This window comes from Cryobacterium zongtaii (genome assembly GCF_002909375.1).
Lineage (GTDB): Bacteria > Actinomycetota > Actinomycetes > Actinomycetales > Microbacteriaceae > Cryobacterium > Cryobacterium zongtaii.
Window position 1 is genome coordinate 1 of sequence record NZ_PPXD01000007.1, and the last position, 24,553, is coordinate 24,553.

Here is a 24,553-nt window from a genome sequence, read left to right on the forward strand (position 1 = left end):
CCGAGACGGCGGCTGCATCATCCCCGGCTGCACCTGCCCACCGCAATGGACCGAAGTCCACCATGTGACACCGTGGCAAAACGGCGGCCCGACCAACGTGAGCAACGGGGTGCTGCTGTGTTGGTATCACCACCACAACATCGACACCTCCGGATGGCACATCCGCATGGTCCTGGGCATGCCCGAAGTCAAAGCCCCACACTGGATCGACCCCACCGCCACCTGGCGAAAACCACCCCAACACCGCGCCCACGACCCCAAAACCCGACGGCCACCCCACACTGAATGACTGGGGCACCCGGGCGGTGAGGACTGACTCTGCAGCCGACCCTGCCGCTGTCGCTGCCGCGACTTTGCCAGAATGGTGTCGGGCACGGTCCATCTGGGCGCCGGAACCTGGATCGAAGGAGTCAACATGTCGCAGGTAACAATGTCTGAGCCGGTCATTGCCGTTGTCGGCGCCGGGGCCGTGGGCGGCCTGCTCGCCGCGCTGCTGGACCGCGCCGGCGTCGAGGTCGTTGCCGTCGCCAGACCGGAGACCGCTCGAGCGATCGCGGCGGAGGGACTCACCATCCACAGCCCGCACTTCGGCGACGGTGTCTCGAGGATCACCGCGGTCACCGAGATACCCGACGGTGCCAACGTCATCCTCGCCACCAAGGCTTTCGCACTCCCCGCCGTGATCGGCTCGCTCGCTCAGGCGCGGCCCGCTGAGGTGGTATCCCTGCTCAACGGCATCGAACACCTGGCGATCCTCCGCGACCACGCACCGGGAGCCCTCGTCGCCGGAGCCTCGGTGGCGGTCGAATCGACGAGGCTCAGCCCCACCGTGATCGAGCATCGCAGCCCGTTCCTTCGGCTCACCGTTCCGGCCAACGCCGCCGACTCCGGCATCACCGCGGCGTGGCGGAAGGCCGGACTCGACGTCACGGTGGCCGGCACCGACCAAGAGGTGCTCTGGGCCAAATTTCGCTTTCTGGCCCCGATGGCCTTGCTCACCTCGTACTGGCGGTTGCCCATCGGCGCCGCCCTCGAACGCGACGCCGCACTGACGACCGCGGTGCTGACCGACGTGGCTCGGGTCGCCAGCCGTGACGGCGTGCCCACGGACGCCGGGCAGCTGGCCACGGCCCTCGCCGCGTTGCCGGCGTCTATGCGCTCGTCGCTGCAGAACGACCTGGAGGCGGGGCAGCGAAGCGAGCTGGATGCCATCGGGGGAGCCCTCGCCCGCCGCGGTCGCAGTCTCGGTGCGGACACCGCCGCCGTGGATGGGCTGTTGGCGGACCTCACTGCGAGATGACTTTCGGAACGGCTACATCGCTGGGATGACTTCCCGGGGACGCCGGGATGATCTGGTGGCCGGAACCCGGACGCGGCGCTGGGGGAGCCCTACGCTGTAACCATGCCGGTTCCAGGGTTTCTCACGCGTGCCGCCCCGCACCGCTGGGCACTTGAACCCGCGCTCGGTCTGGCTGTGGCCCTGGTGTGGGGGATCCCGGCCCTCTGGGCGGGCCAATCGGCGGCACTGCTGGCGGTCTGGATGTTCGCGATCGCGGTGGGCCTGTCCCGCTTCGCCCCTCTGCTGGGGCTGACCATCGGCGCTGTCGCGACACTGGCCGTGGTCACCGCCGGAACCGGCTACTTGAGCGGGCCGGGCGCCGTACCGCTGCTGCTCACCTCCGGCTGCCTGGCGGTCTGGGGCGCCGGACTCCACGGGCGGCGCTGGGTCAGGTTCGTCGGCCTGGCCGCGGGGCTCCTCCTCGGCATGCTCGTCACAGTCTTCCTCCTGCTGCCTCTGTCGATGCAGGGGGCGCAGGACCTGGACGGGACGCTCCGGTTCTTCGGCGACCTCGGATTTCGGCTCACCGGCGGTTTCCTGGCCGCCGTCGCTCTCGTAGGCGGCTGGGCGCTGGCGCTGGTGGTTCGGGGCCGGGCCGATCGCCGTGGCGCCGCAGGGCCGGTCGAGGCAGATGTCCTCACCCTGGAGACCTGGCTGATGCTGCCGCAGGGCGCACCGACGGGCACGGTGACAATGGGCGTCCCGATCCGAGGCCCCCTCAGCGCTCTGCTCGGTGACCGCACCGGCGGCCGGCTCGTCTTCCGCCCGGTCTCACGGCGCACCGTCACCGTCGACGTCGGAATCGCGGTCACCTTCTCCCTCTTCTGCCTCATCATCGATGCCGGCAATGGCATCGTGTCGTTCCTCGTGCTGGTCGGTTTCACGGCCGCCCTGGCCGTGCGCCGGCTGTCACCGGGCCTGGCCCTGACGATCGCCTGGGTTAGCGCCCTCGCCCAGATGCTGGCCGGGCTGCCGGTGCTGACCGGCAACTTCGCGGTGTTGGCCGTTCTGTACGCCACGGCGGCCTACGGCGACAGGATGCTGCGCTGGGTCGGCCTGGTTTCCGTGGGGATCGGCGCCGTGCTCGCCGCCGGCTATATCGCGGTTATCCAACAGGGCGCGCTCTCCATCGGCGAGGCACTCGCGCAAGGCAACGCGGCCGGCCTGGTCTGGTCCTTCGTGGCCACCCTGATCGCGAGCGTCGCGGTGCTCGGTCTCTCCTGGACCCTCGGACTACTCATGCGAACCTGGCAGACCGCCAGGGCGGGCCGGCTCAGCCAGCATCGAGCGGTGGAGGAACAGCGCGTCGCGCAGCGCAGCGTGGTCGTCGAGCAGGAACGCAACCGCATCGCCCGCGACATGCACGACGTTGTCGCCCACTCCCTGGCCGTGGTCATCGCCCAGGCCGACGGGGCCCGGTACGCGCGTGCCGCGAACCCCGAGGCCGTCGACGAGGCGTTGACTACCATCTCGACCACGGCCAGGGACGCGCTGGGCGACGTGCGCATCCTGCTCACCCGTCTGCGCCAGGACGCGGCCGACGGACCGCAACCCGTGCTCGCCGACCTCGACCGCCTGGTGGCGCAGATGCGGAGCACCGGGCTCGACATCGAGTGGACCACCACGGGCACACCCACCACCCTGGGCTCCGGCGCCCAGCTGGCCGTCTACCGCATCGTGCAGGAGGCCCTCACCAACGCCCTCCGGCACGGTGACGCTGGTCGGGCGGTATATTTGAGCCTCGCCTGGACGGACGGATGGGTTGCGGTGACGATAGACAACGCGGTGCGACCGAGCCCGGCCGCTGACGCATCCGGTGTACTCGGCCACGGACTACCCGGCATGCGCGAACGGGCGCTCCTCGCCGGCGGCTCGTTGACCGCGGAGCCCATCGGCGGCCGGTTCATCGTGGCCGCGCGCCTGCCGGCCATCACCACCAGTGCCCTGGTACGGCCCACCGTGCTGACCCCGGCCCCGCCCCGACCAACGGAGAACGCCCATGAGTGACGTCCACCCGGCGGATGCTCCGCGCATCCGGGTCGCCCTCGTCGACGACCAGGCCCTCTTCAGGGCCGGGATCCGCATGCTGGTCTCCTCCCAGGACGATCTGGAGTTCGTCGGAGAGGCCGGCAACGGCGCCGCCGGCGTCACCATGGCCGCCGCTGTCTTCCCCGACGTGATCCTGATGGACATCCGCATGCCCGTGATGGACGGCATCGACGCCACTGCGGCCATCATCGCCGCCGCCACCCTGGCCGGAACGACCCCGCCGCGGATCATTGTGCTCACCACCTTCGAACTCGACGAGAGCGCCAGCCGGGCCATCCGCGGCGGGGCGAGCGGCTTCCTGCTCAAGGACGCCGATCCGGAGTTCCTGCTCGCCGCCATCCGCACCGTGCACGCCGGCAGCGCCGTCATCGCCGCCTCCGCCACCCGCGCGCTCTTTGCCCACTTCGACGCTCCGGCCCCGGAGCAGGAGGTGCCGGTGGCGTACACCACCCTGACCAGCCGGGAACGGGACATCTTCGCCCTCGCCGCCCTCGGCCTGAGCAACGCCGAGATCGCCGCAGGTGAGTTCCTGAGCGAGGCCACCGTCAAGACCCACATCAGCCGCATCCTGGCCAAGCTCTCGCTGCGCGACAGGGTGCAGCTCGTGGTCTTCGCCTTTCAGCACCGCCTCACCCAGTAGCTCTGCTCCGCCCGGTAACCGCCCAGCGGATGACCCGGCACCGCCGGCACTCATCCGTCCGGCCCCGCTGATTACACCCGGGGCCCGATGCGGCCGCTGGCACCGGATTCGTACCGTGGAAACATGGAAAATTCACCGTCAGAACTCGGCCTCGCGGCCAGAGTCACCTCCCTGCGCAAGATCTACGGCTCCGCCACCACGTCGGTGACGGCCCTCGACGACGTGTCCATCGGCATCCGTCGGGGCCAGTTCACCGCCATCATGGGCCCGAGCGGCTCGGGCAAGTCCACCCTGATGCACATCATGGCGGGGTTGGACACGGCGAGCGCCGGCCAGGCCTGGCTCGGTGACACCGAGATCAGCGCCCTGGATGACGCCGCACTGACGGTCCTCCGCCGGCGGCGGATCGGCTTCATCTTCCAGGCCTTCAACCTCGTACCCACGCTGGACGTGCGAGGCAACATCCTGCTGCCCTTCGCGCTGGACGGCCGGAAGCCGAGCACCACCGAGAACAACTGGATCGAGCAGCTCATCGACTCGCTCGGCCTGGCCGACAGGCTCACGCACCGGCCGCACGAGCTCTCCGGCGGACAGCAGCAGCGCGTCGCCATCGCCAGGGCCCTGGCCACCCGGCCTGAACTGGTGTTCGCCGACGAACCCACCGGCAACCTCGACTCACGGAGCGGTCGGGAGGTGCTGGCCCTACTCAAGGCGGCGAGCACCGGCTACGGCCAGAGCATCGCCATGGTCACCCACGACCCCATTGCGGCCAGCTTCGCCGACCGGATCCTCTTCCTCGCCGACGGCCGCCTGGTCGAAGACCGGGAACGGTCCTCGGCCGAAGACATCTCCCGCATCATGCTCGGCATGGAGCAGCGCGCATGAGCGGCCGCGGTGCAAGCCTGCTCGTAGCCGGCCTCGCCTCGGCCTTCGGCGTGGTGCTGCTGCAGGTCACCAGCGTGCTCGCCACGGTGATCAGTGGTGACGACGTTTCCGACATCGGGGCGGTGCGCTCGGCACTGTCAATCGTGGCGGTCCTGTTCATCACCATCGCCGTGTACGTCAGTTCGATCGTCACCACGAACACCGTCGCGACGATCATCGCCGGCCGCACCCGCACCATCGCCCTGATGCGCCTGATCGGCTCCAGCGCCCGTGATCAGCGCCGCGCGGTGGCCAAGGAAGGCCTTCTCGTCGGTGCCGTCGGCGCCGTCCTCGGCGCGGTCGTGGGAACGGTGCTTCTCAGCATCGGACTGTGGATAGCCGTGGCCGCCGGCACGCTGCCTGACCTGCGGTACAGCCTGATCGAGCCGCTCCTGGCGCTTCCCGTCCTCGTTGTGGTGCTCTCCACCTGGTGCGCGGCCTGGGTGGGCTCGCGCCGGGTGCTCTCGGTCAGTCCGATGCAGGCCGTCGGCGCCGCCCAGGAACGCTCGCTCGAGGAAACGGTCCGACGTCCGGCCCGCAACATCGTCGCCGTGCTGCTGATCGTGGCCGGGGTCCTGTTCCTCGCCGGCGGTGTCGTCGTGGGCCAGATCAGTGAGTACGGTGTCCTGCTGGGCCTGGTAGGCGGGCTGCTGTCCTTCAGCGGGCTCGTGCTGGGCTCGCACCTGATCATGCCGCCCGTCCTGGGCCTCGTGGGTCGTCTGCTGGGTTCGAACGCACCGTCCAGGCTCGCGGCCGCCAACGCGCAGCAGCATCCGGAGCGGAGCTCCAGGGCCACCATCGGCCTGGTCATCGGCGTGACGCTGATCACCATGTTCGCCGTCGCCGGGGCCACCTTCGAGAAGATGATGGCGCTGGCCATGGAGGACCCGTCGGTGCGCAGAGCGATCAGTGAGATGGTCGGCATCAGCCTGGCGGTGATCTCGGTGCTGGTGGGCTTCAGTGCCCTCATCGCGGCGGTGGGCATGGTGAACAACCTGGCCCTGAGCGTGCTCCAGCGGTCCAGGGAGATCGGGTTGCTGCGGGCGCTCGGCTTCACCGGCGGACAGGTGCGCAGGATGATCCTGACCGAGAGCCTGCAGATGACCGTGGCTGCGGTCGCCCTCGGGCTGGCCCTCGGCGTCGTCTACGGCTGGGCTGCCGCGCAGTCGCTGTTCGGCACGGTGGCCAACATCGGGTTCGTCACACCGGCGGTGCCCTGGTTGCTCGTGGTGCTCAGCGTGACCGGGACCGCCGTCCTGGCCGTCGCTGCGACCATCGTGCCCGCCCGGCGCGCGGTGTCCGTCGCCCCGGTGACCGCCCTGGCCGCCGGCTGAGCGGATGCTGAGGAACTCTTCGGCAATCGGTGTTACCCTCTTTGTGTGCTGTTCGGTCTGCTCCTCCTTAGCTGCCGCGACGAGTCCTAATCTGAGGCCTCACTCGTCGCGGAGTTTGTCGTCGGCTGACCACCACTCGCGAGGAGAGATTAGACCATGAAGAACAATCAGGCCGCATCGACTATGCCGGTACACAAGTACCGCCCGTATCAGGACCAGTTCAGCGTCGACCTGCCGGACCGCACCTGGCCGGCCAACCGCATCACCGTCGCACCGCGCTGGTGCGCCGTCGACCTGCGAGACGGCAACCAGGCTCTCATCGACCCGATGAGCCCCGAACGCAAGCGCATCATGTTCGACCTTCTGGTGCGGATGGGCTACAAGGAGATCGAGGTCGGCTTCCCGTCGGCCAGCCAGACCGACTTCGACTTCGTCCGCAGTCTCATCGACGACGGCGCGATCCCCGACGACGTGACCATCCAGGTGCTCACCCAGGCTCGTGAGCACCTGATCCGTCGCACCTACGAGTCCATCGTCGGCGCCAAACAGGCCATCGTGCACCTGTACAACTCCACCAGTGTTCTGCAGCGCGATGTCGTGTTCCGGGAGGACAAGCAGGGCATCATCGACCTGGCCCTGTTCGGCGCCCGGACCTGCCGGGCCCTCGAGGCCACGGTTCCCGGCACCGCCGTGTACTACGAGTACTCGCCGGAGAGCTTCACAGGCACCGAGCTGGAGTTCGCCGTGGACATCTCCAACCAGGTGATCGAGATCTTCGAGCCCACCCCGGAGCGCAAGGTCATCATCAACCTGCCGGCCACCGTCGAGATGGCCACGCCCAACGTCTACGCCGACTCCATCGAGTGGATGAGCCGGCACCTGGCCCACCGCGAGAACGTCATCCTGTCGCTGCACCCGCACAACGACCGCGGCACCGCGATCGCGGCTGCGGAGCTGGGTTACCTGGCCGGCGCCGACCGTATCGAGGGCTGCCTGTTCGGCAACGGCGAACGCACCGGCAACGTCGACCTCGTCGCCCTGGGCATCAACCTGTTCACCCAGGGCATCGACCCGCAGATCGACTTCGGCAACATCGACGAGGTCAAGCGCACCGCGGAGTACTGCAACCAGCTGCCCGTTCCCGAACGCAGCCCCTGGGCGGGCGACCTGGTCTTCACCGCCTTCAGCGGCTCCCACCAGGACGCCATCAAGAAGGGCTTCGAGGCCATGGCCGCCGAAGCGGCCGAGACCGGGGCCAGCGTCGACGACCTGGTCTGGGCCGTACCGTACCTGCCGATCGACCCCAAGGACCTCGGCCGCAGCTACGAAGCGGTCATCAGGGTCAACTCGCAGTCCGGCAAGGGCGGCGTCGCCTACCTGCTCAAGACGGACCACCACCTGGACCTGCCGCGGAAGCTGCAGATCGAGTTCTCCGGCGTCGTGCAGGCCAAGACCGACACCGACGGCGGCGAGGTCACCAGTGATCAGATCTGGGACATCTTCAACGACGAGTACCTGCCCGCCAACCACACCAACCCGGATGCGAAGTGGGGCCGGTTCGAGTTGTTCTCCACCCGCACCTCCAGCGACCTGGCCGGCGCGGTAGACCTCACCGTCGACCTGCGCGATTCGGACGCCGTCGCCCCGGCCACGGCGACAGGCAACGGCCCGATCGCCGCGTTCCTGGGCATCATGGCGGACCGTGGCGTCACGATCACCCTGTACGACTACGTTGAGCACGCCATGGCCGCCGGCGGGGACGCCTCGGCCGCGGCGTACGTCGAGCTCGACGTGAACGGCAAGCGGTTCTGGGGCGTCGGCATCGACCCCGACATCTCGACGGCATCACTGAAGGCCGTCGTGTCGGCGGTCAACCGCGGCATCCGGGCCGAAGCGGGCGATCGGGAATTGGCGACCGTCTGACCTGCACGTGAATGGCCCCGGCTGCGACTCTCGTCGCGGCCGGGGCCATCCTGCGTATTGCGCCGTCCTGTGTACGGCTCAGACCCGCATGGCCCGTCGGGCCTGGCTGGGTGTGAGCGGCTGAGGAACCGGCACTGGTTCGCCGTCCGGCTTGCCCAGCACCGCCGTGCAGTCATCGATCGCCTGGGCCAACAGTGCGTAGAGACGCTCATCGGTGTCGGGAATGCACGCCTCGGCGATGCCCTGCACCGTGATGCGGATGATCGACTCCGCGGTGCGGTCGGTGAACCGGGTACGAGACCACGACCCGACCGAACCCATGAACTCGCGCGCCCAGCGTTCGGTTTGCGGCGCCTTGTCGAATGCCGCACGTACCTGCTCTGACACATCGATCGGGGTTCCCTCCGACGACCGCGCCAGGTGACGCTGACAGTTGAGGATGCCCACGGCCAGGGCCCGCTGGTGATCGGCGCTGACCACCGGCAGACCGGCCGTCGCGGCCCGCAGGGCCACGACAAGACGGACCCGCTGGTCGTCGCCGCGCAGTCCGATCACGGACGGGATCAGCATCATCAGGCGGGATCTGGCGTCATCGGAGGTGCAGTCGTTGACCATGCGTGCCAGCGAGGCCAAGACCGGATGTGTGCACGCTGGATGGTCGCTCCACGCCTCACCGGACAGGTGCGACGCGAATTCCATGAAGCACGCTCCGCTGCGTGGGGACTTGTGTTTGCCCCGGGAAAGGACAGGCAACAGCTCGGGCGCAGTGCCCTCGTATCGTTTCATGGAGTACCTCCCTGCGACGTGGTTGTGCCTCAATACTGACCCCAGATTGGGGGAAAGGCGAGGCCAAAACCGGTCCGGATGACAAATGCTCAGAAAACGCTCCGGAACGCGTCAGCGGTCAGCCGTGACGGTGGGCTCGGGGTGCGCCTGGGTGCGGCGCCGTGGCCAGAACCGCAACGGCTGGATCGAACCCCGCCGGCGCCAGTGCGGCCAGCTGCCGATGGCCCGTTGCTGCGGCAGGGTCCAGCCGAATCGGGCTGCGAGGACCCGGATGACCGTGGTCGTGACCACGCAGATCATTGCCGCCGCGGTGATCGGCACCTCGAGCACCACAAGAGTGACCAGGAGCCCGCAGCCCATCAGAGCGGCGACGGCGTACAGCGAGCCGACGTGCATCACGGCGATGGGCACGTTCAGCATCATGTCTCGCAGCACGGACCCGCCCACAGCGGAGACCACCCCGACGAACAGGGCGGGAATCTCCGGCAGGCCGGCGGCGAGCGCCTTGGTGGTGCCGATCACGCCGAACAGGCCGATGGTCACGGCGTCCAGGGTGATGATCAGCGGGCCGAGCCGGTTGAACAGGCTCTGCAACAGCATGCCCAGCAGCGCGAACACCGCCGCGACGGGCAGGTACCAGTTGCTCAGCAGCGCGGCCGGCACCCCGCCGAGCAGGATGTCGCGCAGCAGGCCGCCGCCCAGGCCCACCGTGATGCCGATGATCGAGATGCCCAGCAGATCCATCCGGCGGTCGGTGAACCGGCCCGCGAACATCGCCCCCTGGATCGCGCCGATGGCGACGGCGACGAGGTCGATCCAGAGCGGAATGGCGAAGAGGGGAGTGGGCACCGTCAATATCTACCACGGCCCGCATGACCTCCGGCGCGGGCGTCGGCATCCGTCCGCCGGAGTGGGAGAATTGACCGTGCCCGTTTACCGTGATGAAGCCGTCGTGCTGCGTACCCACAAGCTGGGCGAAGCCGACCGCATCATCACCCTGCTCACCCGCCAGCACGGCAAGGTGCGTGCTGTCGCCAAGGGCGTGCGCCGTACGGCGTCGAAATTCGGTGCCAGGCTCGAGCCGTTCATGGTCGTCGACGTGCAGCTCTATATCGGTCGCAGCCTCGACATTGTCAACCAGGCCGAATCGATCGGCTCGTATGGGGCCGTCATCACCGCCGATTACGGCAGCTACACCGCCGCGAGCGCCATGGTCGAAACCGCGGATAAGCTCACCGAATCCGAGGGATCGCTGCAGCAATACCTGCTTCTGGTGGGGGCGCTGCGGTCTTTGTCCAGGCACGAGCACGGCTCCGGCGCCACCCTCAACTCCTACCTGCTCCGGTCACTGTCCATGGCCGGCTGGGCGCCCAGCTTCCACGACTGCGCCCGCTGCGGCGCGCCGGGCCCGCATTCGGCTTTCGTGGCGCAGGTCGGCGGCATCGTCTGCGACAACTGCGCCGCCCCGGGTTCGCCCCGCCTCGACCCCGACACCATCGCCCTGCTCAGCGCCCTGCTCACCGGAGACTGGGCCTTCACAGCCGATGCCTCTGACACCACCCACGCCCAGGCCACCGGGGTCGTCGCCGCATACACGCAGTGGCACCTCGGCCGCGGCCTCCGATCACTGGAGCACGTGCGCCCATGACGCCGAATCCCTTCCGTTCCTCCTCGAGCACCCCCTTCACCCACAAGGACGCGGTGCCGTTCAAGCCCGTCGACTGGACCGGGCTCTACCCGCCGGCGCTGCCCGCCAAGGCCGTGCCGGAACACGTGGCCGTGGTGATGGACGGCAACGGCCGCTGGGCCAACGCCAGGGGCCTGTCCAGGGTCGAGGGCCACAAGGCCGGTGAAGCATCACTGCTCGACGTGGTCGCCGGAGCCATCCAGATCGGCGTCAAGCACCTCAGCGTGTACGCGTTCTCCACCGAGAACTGGAAGCGCTCACCCGACGAGGTGCGCTTTCTGATGGGCTTCAACCGGGATGTCCTGCACCGCCGTCGCGACCAGCTCAACGACTGGGGCGTGCGGGTGCGCTGGGCCGGCCGGAAGCCCAAGCTGTGGGCCTCGGTGATCAACGAGCTGCAGTTCGCCGAGAAGCTCACCGCCGGCAACGACGTGTTGACCCTGACCATGTGCGTCAACTACGGCGGCCGCACCGAGATCGCGGATGCCGTGCGGGCCCTGGCCGAGGACGTCGCCGCGGGCCGGCTGAAGCCGTCCGGCATCACCGAGAAGTCCATCCAGCGGCACCTGTACACCGCCGACCTGCCCGACGTCGACCTGTTCGTACGCAGTTCCGGTGAGCAGCGCACCAGCAACTTCCTGCTCTGGCAGAGCGCCTACGCCGAGATGGTGTTCCTGGACACCCTCTGGCCCGACTTCACCCGCGTCGACCTCTGGCACGCCATCGAGCTGTACGCCGCCCGCAACCGCCGCTACGGCGGCGCCGTGGACACGCCCACCGCCTGACCGTTCCGGGTACGCGGGAATAACTGGAGGGTCCGCTCGAGTTAGCCTCCACGTGAGCGAAACCATCAAAGTAGACATCTGGTCCGACGTGCAGTGCCCCTGGTGCTACATCGGCAAACGCAAGTTCGAGGCCGGCGTGGCCGCATTCGGCGACGACGTCGAGGTGGAGTACCACTCCTTCGAACTCGCCCCGGACACCCCCGTCGATTTCGCGGGCAGCCCGATCGATTACCTCAGCGAACGCAAGGGCATCCCGGTGCCGCAGGTGCTCGAGATGCTGGAGCGGGTCACCGGCATCGCCGAGAGTGTCGGCCTGCACTACGACTACGACTCGGTGCACCAGACCAACACCATCAAGGCGCACGAGCTGCTGCACTACGCCAAGGCGCACGGTCTGCAGCTGGAGATGAAGGAGAGCCTGCTCAAGGCGTACTTCGTCGACGGCGGCCACGTCGGCCGCATCGAGGATCTCGCCGACCTCGCCGCCACGGTCGGCCTGGACCGCGCCGACGTGGTGCGCTCCCTCACCGAGAACGAGTACCTGGCCGCGGTCAAGGCCGATGTCGCCCAGGCCACCGAGTACGGCATCCAAGGGGTGCCCTTCTTCGTGATCGACGGCAAATACGGCATCTCCGGCGCACAGGACCCTGATACCTTTGCGCAAGCCCTCCGCCAGGTCCGCAGCGAGCGGACCGACACCGACACCCGCGCAACCGAGGAGACCCACGCATGAGCGAGACCACCACCGCGACCGACACTGCGACCACCCCGGTGCTGCGTCCGATCATCCAGCTGCTCGACCAGCCCGACGCCGGCGGATGCTGCGGCGGCGGGTCCTGCGGCATTTAGCCGTCCGACGTTTCAGCCCGGCCGGCCGACGGTTTTCCACCGTCGAACGAACGTGGCGTCCATGCCCGGCCAGGTCTGGGAGAATTGGATGAGATGAACACTCCCACTTCCACGATCAGCCCGGTGTCCCCGCTACGAATCGGCGACATCGAACTCGATGTGCCCGTGGTGCTGGCACCCATGGCCGGCATCACCAACACGGCGTTCCGCCGGCTCTGCCGCGAATACGGCGCCGGACTCTACGTGAGCGAAATGATCACCTCACGGGCGCTCGTCGAACGCACCCCGGAATCCATGCGGCTGATCACGCACCACGAGAGCGAGAAGACCCGCTCCATCCAGCTCTACGGTGTCGACCCGAAGACGGTCTCAGAGGCCGTCACCATGCTCGTCGCCGAGGACCGCGCCGACCACATCGACCTGAATTTCGGCTGCCCGGTGCCCAAGGTCACCCGCAAGGGCGGGGGAGCGGCGCTGCCGTGGAAGATCACCCTTTTCCGGGAGATCGTCGAGGCCGCCGTGACGGCCGCGGGGACGATCCCGCTGACCGTCAAAATGCGCAAGGGCATCGACTCCGACCACCTCACCTACCTCGAGGCCGGTCGCGTCGCCGAGGGCGCCGGCGTCGCCGCGATCGCGCTGCACGCCCGCACCGCCGCGGATTACTACTCCGGCCACGCCGACTGGGCCGCCATCAAGACCCTCAAGGACACCATCACCAGCGTGCCCGTGCTCGGCAACGGTGACATCTGGTCCGCCGCCGACGCTCTGCGCATGATCGAGGAGACCGGGTGCGACGGCGTCGTCGTCGGCCGTGGCTGCCTGGGACGTCCGTGGCTGTTCGGCGACCTCGCGGCGGCCTTCCGCGGTGAAGTACTCAAGGCCGAACCCTCCCTCGGCCAGGTCGCGGATGCGTTCCGCCGGCACGCCGAGCTGCTCACCGAGTTCTTCGACAGCGAAGAACGGGCCTGCCGCGATGTGCGCAAGCACGTGGCCTGGTACTTCAAGGGCTACCCCGTCGGCGGTGACCTGCGCGCCAGCCTGGCCTCCGTCGTGTCGCTCGAGCAGCTGGACGAGCTCCTGGCGACCATGGACCCCGACCAGCCGTATCCCGGCATCGGGGCCGAGGGCCAGCGCGGCCGGGCCGGCAGCCCCAAGAAGACCTCCCTGCCCGAACGCTGGCTCGAGTCTCGCGACATCGTCGGCGCAGAGCGCAGCAATCTCACGGAGGGCGAGGGGGACACCAGCGGTGGTTAATCAGACCGGATACAGCGTTCACGACGAGGCCAGGTTCCGACCTGAAGAGCATGATTCCAGCCGCAGCGACTTCGCCCGCGACAGGGCCAGGCTGCTACATTCCAGCGCCCTGCGCCGCCTGGCCGCGAAGACCCAGGTGCTCAGCCCTGCCGCCGGTCTGGACTTCGCCCGCAACCGCCTCACCCACTCGCTCGAGGTCGCGCAGATCGGCCGGGAGCTCGCCCTGCGCCTGGCCCTGGACCCCGACATCGTCGATACGGCGTGCCTGGCGCACGACATCGGGCATCCGCCGTTCGGTCACAACGGCGAGAAGGCCCTCAACACCTGGGCCGCCGACATCGGCGGCTTCGAGGGCAACGCGCAAACCCTGCGCCTGCTCAGCCGGCTCGAACCCAAGGTTTTCGGAGACAACGGCGCGAGCTTCGGACTCAACCTCACCCGCGCCAGCCTCGACGCCAGTTGCAAGTACCCGTGGGCAGCCGACTCCTCGGTCGCCGACCCGAGCGGACGCGCCAAATTCGGTTTTTACGAGGACGACCGCGCGGCCTTCGAATGGCTGCGCGACGGCGCACCGGAACGCCAGCTCTGCGTCGAGGCGGAGGTGATGGACCTCTCCGACGACATCGCCTACTCGGTGCACGACTTCGAGGACGCCGTGGTCAGCGGCTACCTCGACGTGGAACTGCTCAGCAGCCGCAGCGATCACGCCGCCCTGGTCACCTCGATGTACGAGTGGACCGGCGGGCAGTTCAGCCACGACGAACTCATCGCCGCCTTCGACAGGCTCGACGCCCTCGACGTATGGCTGCACGGTTGGAACGCAGGCCGCCGGGACCAGGGCCGTCTGAAGAACCTGACCAGCCAGCTCATCGGCCGGTTCAGCGGCGCGGCCGTCTCGGCCACCAGAGCGGCCTACCCCGACCGACATCTCATCAGGTTCGCCGCCCACGTCGTGATCCCGCGGGAGGTCCAGGCCGAGATCGGCGTGCTCAAGGGCATCGTCGCCGCGTTCGTCATGTCCACCCACGTGCGCCAGCCGATCTACATCGAGCAACGCGAAACACTCACCTACCTGGCGGACACGCTGTTGGCGACGGGCGACGAGCACCTGGACCCCGGCTTCCGGGAGGACTGGGTGGCTGCCGCGGACGACGCGGCCCGCAAACGCGTGATCGTCGACCAGGTGGCCAGCCTGACCGATCAGAGCGCGATCGCCCTGCAGCGCCGGTTGCACCTGACCCGTGAACCCGCCGGGATCACGCTTCGGACCGGTGCCGCATGGCAGGACTGATCCGGCAGGGCGACGTCGAAGAGGTCAAGTCCCGCACCAACATCGCCGACATCATCAGCGACTATGTCAGCCTCAAATCTGCCGGGGTCGGTTCGATGAAGGGCCTGTGCCCGTTCCACGACGAGCGCAGCCCCAGTTTCCACGTGCGTCCGCAGGTCGGGTTCTACCACTGCTTCGGCTGCGGAGAGAGCGGCGACGTCTACTCCTTCCTGCAGAAGATGGACCATGTCAGCTTCAGCGAGGCTGTGGAACGGTTGGCCGGCCGGGCCGGCATCGAACTGCACTACGAGGGTGGCGGCGCCGAGGCCCCTGACCACACCAACCGGGCGCGGCTGTACGCGGCCAACCAGGCCGCCGCCGAGTTCTTCATCGACAAGCTCGGCAGCCCGGGGGCCCAGGTGGGCCGCACCTTCCTCGGCGACCGTGGCTTTGATGCTCAGGCCGCCGAACGGTTCGGCGTCGGCTTCGCGCCGAAAAGCTGGGACGAGCTGACCAAACATCTGCGCGGCCGTGGTTTCAGCACCGAGGAACTCACCCTCTCCGGCCTGGTGTCAGCCGGGGACCGGGGGATCTACGACAGGTTCCGCGGCCGCCTGGTCTGGCCGATCCGTGACATCACCGGGCAGACCATCGGCTTCGGCGCCCGCAAGCTGCTCGAGGACGACAAAGGCCCCAAATACCTCAACACACCCGAAACCCCGATTTACCACAAGGCCCAGGTGCTGTACGGCCTGGACCTGGCCAAGCGTGACATCTCCCGCAACCACCAGGTGGTGGTCGTCGAGGGCTACACCGACGTCATGGCCTGCCACCTGGCCGGCGTGACCACGGCCGTGGCCACCTGCGGAACCTCGTTCGGTGTGGACCACATCAAGGTGCTGCGCCGGGTACTCGGCGACGACAGCGGTGTCGGGGAGGTCGTCTTCACTTTCGACCCTGATGCCGCGGGGCAGAAAGCCGCCGTGCGGGCCTTCGCCGAGGAGCAACGGTTCAGCGCCCAGACCTTCGTGGCCGTCGCCCCGGAAGGGCTCGACCCGTGCGACCTGCGGCTGCACCGCGGAGACGACGCCGTGCGTCGACTGGTCGACTCCAAAAAGCCGATGTTCGAGTTCATGATCCGCCAGCTTCTGGCCCAGTACAACCTCGACACCGTCGAAGGCCGGGTCTCCGCCCTGCGCGCGGCCGCCCCGGTGGTCAGCGACATCCGGGACCCGTCATTGCGACCGGGCTACACCCACGAACTCTCCCGCATGCTGGGAATGGACCTCGGTGAGGTGTCCCGCGCCGTCAGCTCGGCCCAGGCGCGGTCCCGCACCGCGCCCCTCGAGGCACCTCGCCGGGCGGGAGAACCGGCACCGGCCCCGCGCGAGCGCCTCTTCGCCCTCGCCGACCTGCCCCAGGACCCGGTCACCCGGATCGAGCGCGACGCGCTGATGGCGATGCTGCAGCATCCGACTCTCGTCGGGCTCGACCTCGTGCAGCGGGCGGTGTCGACCGGCATGACCAACAGCACCCTCGCGGTCGTCCGGGACGCCGTGGCCGCCGCCCTGCCGCACGCCGCGGCTCCGGACTGGCTGGAACGGGTCGTCGCAGAGACCCCGGCTCCGCTGGCGAACCTGGTCACCGAACTGGCGATGGCCCCACTGCCTGAGCGCACCGAGCGCGAGGTCACCCGCTATGTGCGAGACATCACCATCGTGCTGATCGAGAAGGACCTGCTGCGGCAGAAGGCCGAACTGCTCGGCCGCCTGCAACGGGCCGATGCGACCAACCGTGAGGTCTATGTCGCGATTCAGCGCGAGCTCGTGCGGGTCGAAGCCGAACGGCGCAACCTCCGGGTCGAGTAGCCGGCTTATATTGCGGGTCTATTAAGATGCATTGCAGAATGGCCGTCTGACGCGCAGAGTGTGCTAATTCTTGGTTTACAGCAACGCATATCTGCGTCTGAGCGCAGATATTCGGTTTCACCAAGACACCCACACCTTGAGGAAGAGGCATTCGACTATGGCTTTTGAACCCACCAGGCGCGGCCGCGCCGTCGGCGTCACCGCCGGTCTCGCCGCCGCAGCACTCGTGCTCGCCGGCTGTGCAGGCTCCACCGCCGAGGAGGCGGGCGCCGCTCCGCTGACCATCGGCACCACCGACAAGGTCACCACCCTTGACCCGGCCGGCTCGTACGACAACGGCTCGTTCGCCGTGCAGAACCAGGTCTTCCCGTTCCTCATGAACACGCCGTACGGCAGCCCCGACGTCGAACCCGACATCGCGGTCTCCGCCGAGTTCACCGCGCCGACGCAGTACACGGTCACCCTCAAGCCCGACCTGGTCTGGGCCAACGGCAACAAGCTGACCTCGTCTGACGTCAAGTTCACCTTCGACCGTCAGTTGGCGATCGCCGCCGACAACGGCCCCTCCTCGCTGCTGTACAACCTGGAAAGCGTCGACACCCCGGACGACACCACCGTCGTGTTCAACCTGCTCGCCCCCGACGACCAGATCTTCCCCCAGATCCTGTCCAGCCCGGCCGGCCCGATCGTGGACGAAGAGTCATTCTCGGCCACCGAGCTCACCAGCGACGACGACATCGTCAAGGCCAATGCGTTCGCCGGACAGTACGTCATCACCAGCTACGACTTCAACAACCTCATCGGCTACAAGGCCAACCCCGACTATGAGGGTCTCCTGGGTGCGGCGAAGACCGACGTCGTGAACGTCAAGTACTTCGCCGACTCGTCCAACCTCAAGCTCGAGGTCCAGGAGGGCGGCATCGATGTGGCGTTCCGCAGCCTGTCCGCGACAGACATCGAAGACCTTCGCGGCAACGACAACGTCGAGGTCGTCGACGGACCCGGCGGCGAGATCCGCTACATCACCTTCAACTTCGACACCCAGCCGTTCGGCGCCACCACAGCCGACGCCGACGCGGCCAAGTCCCTCGCCGTTCGCCAGGCGGTTGCCGACCTCGTCGACCGTGAAGAGATCGCCGACCAGGTGTACAAGGGCACGTACACCCCGTTGTACTCCTACGTCCCGGCCGGCCTGACCGGTGCGACCGAGTCCCTCAAGGGCCTCTACGGCGACGGCAACGGCGCTCCGGATGCCGACAAGGCCAAGGCGACCCTCACGGCCGCCGGCGTCACCGAGCCCGTCGAGCTCAACCTGCAGTACAGCAACGACCACTACGGCCCCTCGTCCGGTGACGAATACGCGCTGATCAAGGACCAGCTGGAGTCCAGCGGCCTGTTCACGGTGAACCTGCAGACCACCGAGTGGGTGCAGTACTCCAAGGACCGTTCCAGCGACGTGTACCCCGCGTACCAGCTCGGTTGGTTCCCGGACTACTCCGACGCTGACAACTACCTGACGCCGTTCTTCCTCACGGAGAACTTCCTGAAGAACCACTACGTCGACCAGGAGGTCAACGACCTGATCTTGCAGCAGGCCGTGACGGTCGACCCCGCCGCGCGCACCGCGCTCCTCGAACAGATCCAGGACAAGGTCGCGGCCCAGCTGTCGACGGTGCCGCTGCTCCAGGGTGCGCAGGTCGCCGTGACCGGGACGACGGTGACGGGAGCCAGCGACACGCTCGACGCGTCGTTCAAATTCCGTTACGCAGCCCTGGCCAAGGGCTAGGCTCGCAGGTTTCACCTGGCTAGACGACGGGGGCGTTCAGGCGACTACGCGCCGAACGCCCCCGTCTTTCGTTTGCATAAGTGAGGTAGGAATGACGACTGTAGCGACAACGCCAGCGGCCCCGGCGGCCGGGCGACAGCCCACCACGACGGCACCGAAGAAAAAGGGTTCCGGCGGCGGCATCATCCGCTACATCGTGATCCGCTTCCTGCTGATCTTCCCGACCATCTTCATCCTGGTCTCCATGGTGTTCTGGCTGATGCGCACCACGGGTGACCCGATCACCGCGGCACTCGGTGGCCGGCTGAGCGCCGACCAGCTCGCCGAGCGGGTCGCCGCGGCCGGCTACGACAGGCCCATCCTGGTGCAGTACGTCGAATACCTCGGCCAGATTTTCACGGGCAACTTCGGCACCACGATCAGCACCAACCGGCCGGTCTCGGAGGTGCTCCTCACCTACGGCGCCGCCACCGCCGAGCTGGCGTTCTACGCCCTGCTGGTGGCCTTCATCGTCGGGATCCCGCTGGGCATGGTCGCCGCGTACTGGCGGGACAAGTCGCCGGATGCGTCCTTGCGAATCTTCGCAATCCTCTGCTACGCCACCCCGGTGTTCTTCTCCGGCCTGCTCTTCAAGCTCATTTTCGCCGTCTGGCTGAAGGTCCTGCCTGTCGCCGGCCGGGCCTCGACGAGCTCGGAGCTGCAGATGCAGCTGCTGCCGGGCAAAACCGGTCTGTACACCATCGACGCCATCCAGACCGGCAACCCGGCGATCCTGGTCGACGTCCTGACCCACGCGGTGCTGCCCGCCCTGGCCCTCGGTCTGCTGACCGCCGGGGTCTTCCTGCGCCTGGTCCGCACCAACGTGATCGGCACCCTGGGCACCGATTACGTGGACGCCGCCCGGTCCCGCGGGGTCAGCGAATTCAGGCTCGTGCGGAAGCACGCGTACCGGCCAGCACTGATTCCGATCATCACGGTGATCGGCCTCCAGATCGCCCTGCTCCTCGGCGGCGCCGTGCTGACCGAGACCACCTTCGAGTGGAAGGGGCTGGGTTTCATGCTTTCCGAATTCCTCCAGGCCAGAGACTTCGTCGCCGTCCAGGGCATCGTCGCCCTGCTCGCCGTCATCGTCGCCCTGTCCAACTTCATCGTGGACATCATCGCCGCGCTGATCGACCCGAGAGTGCGGTACTGATCATGACCCGGATCGATTCCCCGCCGCGCCGGCCCAGCCGCCTGGCCCGCCTGCCCATCATCCACCAGCTCCACCAGAGCGTCGGCCTGCAACGCGGGATGCTCGTGGCCGGCCTGGTCATCACGGCACTGTTCGTGCTCACCGCCATCCTGGCGCCGCTGGTCGCGCCGTACGGCTACAGCCAGCTGCGCGGTCCGGACGGGGTCTTCGGCGCCCAGCAGCCGCCAGGTGGCGCACACCTGTTCGGCACCACCGTCGGCGGTTACGACGTGTTGTCCAGGGTGCTCTGGGGTGCCCAGACGGCCCTGTTCGTGATTGTGGTCGCCGTCCTGCTGTCGATCTTCGCCGGCGTGTTCCTGGGCCTGGTGTCCGGGTACTTCGGCGGCTGGCTCGACCGCGTGCTCGTCGTCGTCTGTGACGCCGTGTACGCCTTCCCATCGCTGCTGCTGGCCATCGTGATGTCCATCGTCATCTCCGGCGGCAAATCCGACCTCGTCGGCGGGGTCATGGCGGCAGCCATCTCGATCACCGTGGTGTTCATCCCGCAGTACTTCAGGGTGATCCGGGCCGAGACCGTGCGGATCAAATCCGAGGCCTACGTCGAATCCGCCCGGGTGCTGGGTTCCGGCAACATCCGGATCATGGTGCGGCACGTGTTGCGCAACGCCACGCGAACGCTGCCACTGATCTTCACTCTCAACTCCTCCGAGGCGATCCTCACCCTCGCCGGACTCGGCTTCCTCGGTTTCGGCATCGAACCGACCGCCGCATCCGAATGGGGCTACGACCTCAACAAGGCGATCTCCGACGTGTCCAGCGGCATCTGGTGGACCTCGTTGTTCCCCGGGCTCGCGATCGTGTTGGTGGTGATGGGCATCACCCTGGTCGGCGAGAGTCTCAACGACCTGGCCGACCCACGACTGCGCGGCCGCCGCGCGGTCGGCGCCAACGCCGGCCTGGTCGCCGAGACCTCCGTGGTCCCCGGCGGTACCCTGACCGCCGGCCCCGGCGGTCTCGGCGGGCTCGAAAGCGGCCCCCTCCACACCAACGACGGCGAGGCCACCTCATGAGCGATATCCGCACCGACCAGCAGACCATCCTCAGGATCGACGACCTCGGCGTGTCCTTCTCCACCGATGCCGGCGCCGTTCGCGCCGTCGACGGGGTCACTCTCAGCGTGCGCCGCGGCGAGGTCCTCGCCATCGTCGGCGAGAGCGGCAGCGGCAAGACCGTCACCGCCAAGACCATCCTCGGGCTGCTGCCGGAGACCGCGGTCTCCGAGGGCGCCGTGATCCTCACCAGCAGGGATGGGGCGAGTGAGAACAACGTCATCGCGCTCAGCCGCCAGCGCCTGCGCCAGGTGCGCGGCACCGACGTCTCCATGGTGTTCCAGGAGCCGTCCACGGCGCTGAACCCGGTATACACCGTCGGCTGGCAGATCATGGAGGGCATCAGGGCGCACGGCACCGTCAGCCGCGCCGACGCCAGGAAGAAGGCCATCGAGATCCTCGGCAGGGTCGGCATCCCCGACCCCGAGGTGCGGGTCAACTACTACCCGCATCAGTTCTCCGGCGGTCAGAAGCAGCGGGTGGTGATCGCCATGGCCCTGGTCCTCGAACCGGGCCTGATCGTCGCCGACGAACCCACGACCGCGCTCGACGTGACCGTGCAGGCCGAGATTCTCGACCTGCTCCGACGCTGCCGCGACGAGTTCGGGACCGCGATCGTGCTGATCACCCACAACATGGGTGTCGTGGCCGACCTCGCCGACAGGGTCGCGGTGATGTACCAGGGCAAGGTCGTCGAGGAAGCCGACGCTCAGACCCTCTTCAGCTCACCCCAGGATCCGTACACGCAGAAGCTACTCGCAGCGGTGCCGTATGTGGGCCAGGGGGTCGTGCGGGCGGCGGAGCGGGCCGAGGCCCGTTCCCCGGAGTGGGCCGCACAAACCCCCGTCGTCGTCGCGGACAACCTGCGCATCCAATACCCCGGCAGGCTCGGCCGGCCGGGCTTTGTGGCCGTGGACGGAGTGAGCTTCTCGATCCGCCCGGGCGAGGTGCTCGGCCTGGTGGGGGAGAGCGGGTCGGGTAAGACCACCATCGGCCGGGCCATCGCCGGCCTCACCAGGGTCACCGACGGGTCCCTCACCGTTCTCGGACACGAGATGAACGGATTCAAGGAGCGCCGGTTCAAGCACCTTCGCAGCGATATCGGCTTCGTGTTCCAGGACCCGGCCTCCAGCTTCAACCCGCTGCTCACCATTGCGGACTGCGTCGCCGAACCCCTCGTGGTACACGGCAGGGCCGCCAACCCCCGGGCCGCGCGAGCACGGGTCGACGAACTGCTCGAGGCCGTCCAGCTGCCGCGTGCCTTCGGTGACCGCTTCCCGCACGAGCTCAGCGGGGGTCAGCGCCAGCGGGCCAGCCTGGCCAGGGCCCTGGCGCTGGAACCTGCCCTGCTGATCGCGGACGAACCGACCTCAGCGCTGGACGTGTCTGTGCAGGCCAGGGTGCTGGAACTCTTCGCGGAGCTGCAGCGCGAATTCGGCTTCGCGGCCCTTTTCATCAGCCACGACCTCGCCGTTGTGGACATCCTCGCCGACCGGATCGCCGTGCTCTACCACGGTCGCCTGGTCGAGGAGGGCACCGGCGCCCAGGTGCTCGGATCGCCCCGGGACCCGTACACCCAGCGGCTTCTCGCGTCGCTGCCGGTGCCCGATCCGGCCGCCCAGGCGAAGCGGCGGGACGAACTCCGGAGGCTGCGTGCGGCAGGATAGAAGTCATGAGACGCGTCGAAGCAGATCCGTATCCGATCGTTGCCAGTGACCTGACCGTCGAATACCCGGGCCACGGCGCCAGCCCCGCGTTCGTGGCGCTGCGCGGACTGACCCTGACCCTCGGCCGGGGGGAAGTCCTCGGACTGCTGGGCGAGAGCGGGTCGGGCAAGAGCACGATCGCCCGGGTGCTCTCCGGGGCGGACTCCGGGACCGGCCACGGTGACGTGCGCGCGCAGATCACCGGCGGGCAGGCGACGGTGCTCGGCTACCCGCTGCGGCGCATCGGCCGACGCAAACTCGCCAGGCTCACCTTCGGCGTGGGGATGCTCGCCCAGAATGCCGCGAGCACCCTCCCCGCCAGCCTCACCGTGGCGGACATCGTCGCCGAACCCGTCCTCGAACGCGATCGGCGCTACGACAGAGCGGCGTTGGAGACCCTTGTCGCGACGATGATCGACGCCGTGCGCCTGCCGCTCTCGGTGCTGGGCAAGTACCCCTATGAGCTCAGCAGCGGCCAACGCCAGCGTGTTGCACTGGCCAGGGCCCTGGTCTTCGGGCCGACGCTGCTCATCGCCGATGAACCCACCGCGGGCGTGGATGCCCTGGTGCGCGACGATGTCATCGACCTGATCGGCGAGCTGCAACGAGAACGTGCCTTTTCGGCCGTGCTGATCAGCAACGACCTGAGCGTGCTCCGTCGGGTCGCCGACCGGATCGGGGTCATGCACCAGGGCGTCCTGGTCGGGCTGGGCACCATCGACGAGGTCTTCGACAACCCGTGGCATCCCTACGTCGTCGAACTCGCGGCGGCGCTGACGCTGGACGGCGCAGCTCTGGATTCCACCGTGCTGGATTCCACAGCTTCGGATTCCACCGTGCTGGATTCCCCGGCGCACGATGTCGGGGCCGACACCGACCGGAGCCCGGAGGCATGACCGGGCAGCACCGCGCGGTCCTCTCCGACGAACCCGAGCGCGACCCGGGCGGATGGCGGCCGACGGCCGGTCCGGTAGCCATCCTGCCCGAGGACAACGCTCTCTTCGCCGGCGCCGTCGCGTCGGCCGGGGGAGTCGTCGCCCCGCTGTCACCGGACACCCGGGGACTCATCTGGCTGTCATACGCCCGCGCCGCGGAACTCGAGGAGGTGCTGGCGGAAAACCCCCAGATCGGCTGGGTGCAGCTGCCCTGGGCCGGTGTCGACGCTTTCGCCGACATTCTCTCCCGGCATCAGCGGCACGACCTGCTCGTGACCAGTGCCAAGGGCGCCTACGCCCAACCGGTGGCCGAACACGCGTTGGCCTTGATCCTGGCGTCGCTGAGGGTGCTCCCCGTGCGGGCCAGGGCGCGGTCCTGGAATTCGGTGCCCGCCGGAGCATCGCTCTACGGCCGGTCGGTGCTGATCATCGGGGCCGGCGGCATCGCCCGTGAACTGATCCGGCTGCTCGAACCGTTCGGCACCCGCATCGTGGTGGCGCGTCGCAGCTCGGAGCCCGTGCCGGGAGCCGCCCGCACCGTGCCGGTGGGGCAGCTGAACACGGAGCTGCCCCTGGCCGACATCGTGGTGGTCGCTGCCGCGTTGACCGGCGGCACCCGGCACCTGCTCGGCGGGGCCGAACTCGCCCTGATGGCGTCGACCGCCCACCTGGTGAACATCGCCAGAGGCCCCCTGGTCGACACCGACGCGCTCGTGGCCGCTCTGGCCGCCGGCACGTTCGCGGGCGCGGCCATCGACGTCACCGACCCGGAACCGCTGCCGGACGGGCATCCGCTCTGGAGTGAGCCCCGGTGCCTCATCACGCCGCACATGGCCGACACGCCCGAGATGACCGCGCCGCTTCTGGCCGAGAGAATTCGGCTCAATGTGGCCGCTTTGCTGGGAAACGGGCCGTTTGTCGGGGTTGTCGACCCCGCTGCGGGGTACTGAGCGTCCACTCGGATTTGGTGCACGGCGAACTTTTGGTAAAGTAACTACGCCGTTCAAGCGAGGGAAACTTTCGCTGAGCATGCATTCCTCGATAGCTCAATTGGCAGAGCAGCGCACTGTTAATGCGCAGGTTCTTGGTTCGAGTCCAAGTCGGGGAGCGA

At 68.2% G+C, this 24,553-nt stretch carries 21 protein-coding genes and 1 tRNA gene; 20 read left to right on the forward strand and 2 right to left on the reverse strand.

All coding sequences use genetic code 11. The features are described from left to right. The 7 genes from C3B61_RS04755 to leuA all read left to right on the forward strand — a co-directional run. A partial coding sequence (locus C3B61_RS04755) for an HNH endonuclease signature motif containing protein (protein ID WP_133160234.1) occupies positions 1-289 on the forward strand: 289 nt, incomplete at its 5' end. A gap of 126 nt (positions 290-415) precedes the next feature. After that, complete coding sequence (locus C3B61_RS04760; protein ID WP_103460014.1) at positions 416-1,300, forward strand: ketopantoate reductase family protein; 885 nt, start codon at positions 416-418, stop codon at positions 1,298-1,300. A gap of 102 nt (positions 1,301-1,402) precedes the next feature. Continuing rightward, positions 1,403-3,346 carry a sensor histidine kinase gene (locus tag C3B61_RS04765; RefSeq protein WP_244285836.1) on the forward strand — a complete coding sequence of 648 codons (1,944 nt, stop codon included), beginning with the start codon at positions 1,403-1,405 and terminating at the stop codon, positions 3,344-3,346. Next, positions 3,339-4,028: a response regulator gene (locus C3B61_RS04770; RefSeq protein WP_103459741.1), complete on the forward strand. Its 690-nt coding sequence runs from the start codon at positions 3,339-3,341 to the stop codon at positions 4,026-4,028. Before C3B61_RS04765 ends, C3B61_RS04770 begins: the two co-directional genes overlap by 8 nt. 123 nt (positions 4,029-4,151) lie before the next feature. Next, positions 4,152-4,913 (forward strand): ABC transporter ATP-binding protein, encoded by a 762-nt coding sequence (locus tag C3B61_RS04775; protein WP_103459742.1) that lies wholly within the window; start codon positions 4,152-4,154, stop codon positions 4,911-4,913. Continuing rightward, positions 4,910-6,286: an ABC transporter permease gene (locus C3B61_RS04780; protein ID WP_103459743.1), complete on the forward strand. Its 1,377-nt coding sequence runs from the start codon at positions 4,910-4,912 to the stop codon at positions 6,284-6,286. The genes C3B61_RS04775 and C3B61_RS04780 overlap by 4 nt, the downstream gene beginning before the upstream one ends. A gap of 156 nt (positions 6,287-6,442) precedes the next feature. Continuing rightward, positions 6,443-8,209 (forward strand): 2-isopropylmalate synthase, encoded by a 1,767-nt coding sequence (gene leuA, locus C3B61_RS04785; protein ID WP_103431755.1) that lies wholly within the window; start codon positions 6,443-6,445, stop codon positions 8,207-8,209. Positions 8,210-8,287: 78 nt separating this feature from the next. Here leuA and C3B61_RS04790 read toward each other — a convergent pair whose 3' ends face one another. Both C3B61_RS04790 and C3B61_RS04795 read right to left on the reverse strand, forming a co-directional pair. Continuing rightward, positions 8,288-8,908 carry a hypothetical protein gene (locus C3B61_RS04790; RefSeq protein WP_174776225.1) on the reverse strand — a complete coding sequence of 207 codons (621 nt, stop codon included), beginning with the start codon at positions 8,906-8,908 and terminating at the stop codon, positions 8,288-8,290. Between the two features lie 198 nt (positions 8,909-9,106). Then, positions 9,107-9,844 carry a trimeric intracellular cation channel family protein gene (locus C3B61_RS04795; protein ID WP_103459744.1) on the reverse strand — a complete coding sequence of 246 codons (738 nt, stop codon included), beginning with the start codon at positions 9,842-9,844 and terminating at the stop codon, positions 9,107-9,109. A gap of 76 nt (positions 9,845-9,920) precedes the next feature. Here C3B61_RS04795 and recO point away from each other — a divergent pair, with 76 nt between their 5' ends. The 13 genes from recO to C3B61_RS04860 all read left to right on the forward strand — a co-directional run bounded on the left by recO (position 9,921) and on the right by C3B61_RS04860 (position 24,550). Then, entirely contained in the window at positions 9,921-10,643 is a 723-nt protein-coding gene (gene recO / locus C3B61_RS04800) for a DNA repair protein RecO (RefSeq protein WP_088457987.1), read from the forward strand. Beyond that, a complete protein-coding gene (locus C3B61_RS04805; RefSeq protein ID WP_088456118.1) occupies positions 10,640-11,467 on the forward strand; it encodes an isoprenyl transferase in 828 nt (275 codons plus the stop codon). The genes recO and C3B61_RS04805 overlap by 4 nt, the downstream gene beginning before the upstream one ends. Before the next feature lie 52 nt (positions 11,468-11,519). Then, entirely contained in the window at positions 11,520-12,200 is a 681-nt protein-coding gene (locus C3B61_RS04810; protein ID WP_103459745.1) for a DsbA family oxidoreductase, read from the forward strand. Between the two features lie 209 nt (positions 12,201-12,409). Then, entirely contained in the window at positions 12,410-13,573 is a 1,164-nt protein-coding gene (gene dusB, locus C3B61_RS20020) for a tRNA dihydrouridine synthase DusB (RefSeq protein ID WP_088456120.1), read from the forward strand. Further along, the gene (locus tag C3B61_RS04820) at positions 13,566-14,864 is read left to right on the forward strand and encodes a deoxyguanosinetriphosphate triphosphohydrolase (protein ID WP_244285837.1); all 1,299 of its coding nucleotides are present in this window, start codon (positions 13,566-13,568) and stop codon (positions 14,862-14,864) included. The genes dusB and C3B61_RS04820 overlap by 8 nt, the downstream gene beginning before the upstream one ends. Further along, a complete protein-coding gene (dnaG, locus tag C3B61_RS04825; protein ID WP_088456122.1) occupies positions 14,852-16,711 on the forward strand; it encodes a DNA primase in 1,860 nt (619 codons plus the stop codon). Before C3B61_RS04820 ends, dnaG begins: the two co-directional genes overlap by 13 nt. A 157-nt stretch (positions 16,712-16,868) precedes the next feature. Continuing rightward, positions 16,869-18,497: an ABC transporter substrate-binding protein gene (locus C3B61_RS04830; protein WP_088456123.1), complete on the forward strand. Its 1,629-nt coding sequence runs from the start codon at positions 16,869-16,871 to the stop codon at positions 18,495-18,497. A 91-nt stretch (positions 18,498-18,588) separates the two neighbouring features. Then, the gene (locus C3B61_RS04835) at positions 18,589-19,692 is read left to right on the forward strand and encodes an ABC transporter permease (protein WP_088456124.1); all 1,104 of its coding nucleotides are present in this window, start codon (positions 18,589-18,591) and stop codon (positions 19,690-19,692) included. 2 nt (positions 19,693-19,694) lie between these two features. After that, a complete protein-coding gene (locus C3B61_RS04840) occupies positions 19,695-20,762 on the forward strand; it encodes an ABC transporter permease (protein ID WP_088456125.1) in 1,068 nt (355 codons plus the stop codon). Continuing rightward, positions 20,759-22,468 (forward strand): dipeptide ABC transporter ATP-binding protein, encoded by a 1,710-nt coding sequence (locus C3B61_RS04845; protein WP_103459747.1) that lies wholly within the window; start codon positions 20,759-20,761, stop codon positions 22,466-22,468. Before C3B61_RS04840 ends, C3B61_RS04845 begins: the two co-directional genes overlap by 4 nt. A 5-nt stretch (positions 22,469-22,473) precedes the next feature. Next, positions 22,474-23,403 carry an ATP-binding cassette domain-containing protein gene (locus tag C3B61_RS04850; RefSeq protein WP_103459748.1) on the forward strand — a complete coding sequence of 310 codons (930 nt, stop codon included), beginning with the start codon at positions 22,474-22,476 and terminating at the stop codon, positions 23,401-23,403. Beyond that, on the forward strand, positions 23,400-24,392 hold the full coding sequence (locus C3B61_RS04855) for a D-isomer specific 2-hydroxyacid dehydrogenase family protein (protein ID WP_103459749.1): 993 nt from the start codon (positions 23,400-23,402) through the stop codon (positions 24,390-24,392). Before C3B61_RS04850 ends, C3B61_RS04855 begins: the two co-directional genes overlap by 4 nt. A gap of 85 nt (positions 24,393-24,477) precedes the next feature. Beyond that, positions 24,478-24,550: transfer RNA gene (locus tag C3B61_RS04860), tRNA-Asn, on the forward strand. Positions 24,551-24,553: the final 3 nt, after the last annotated feature.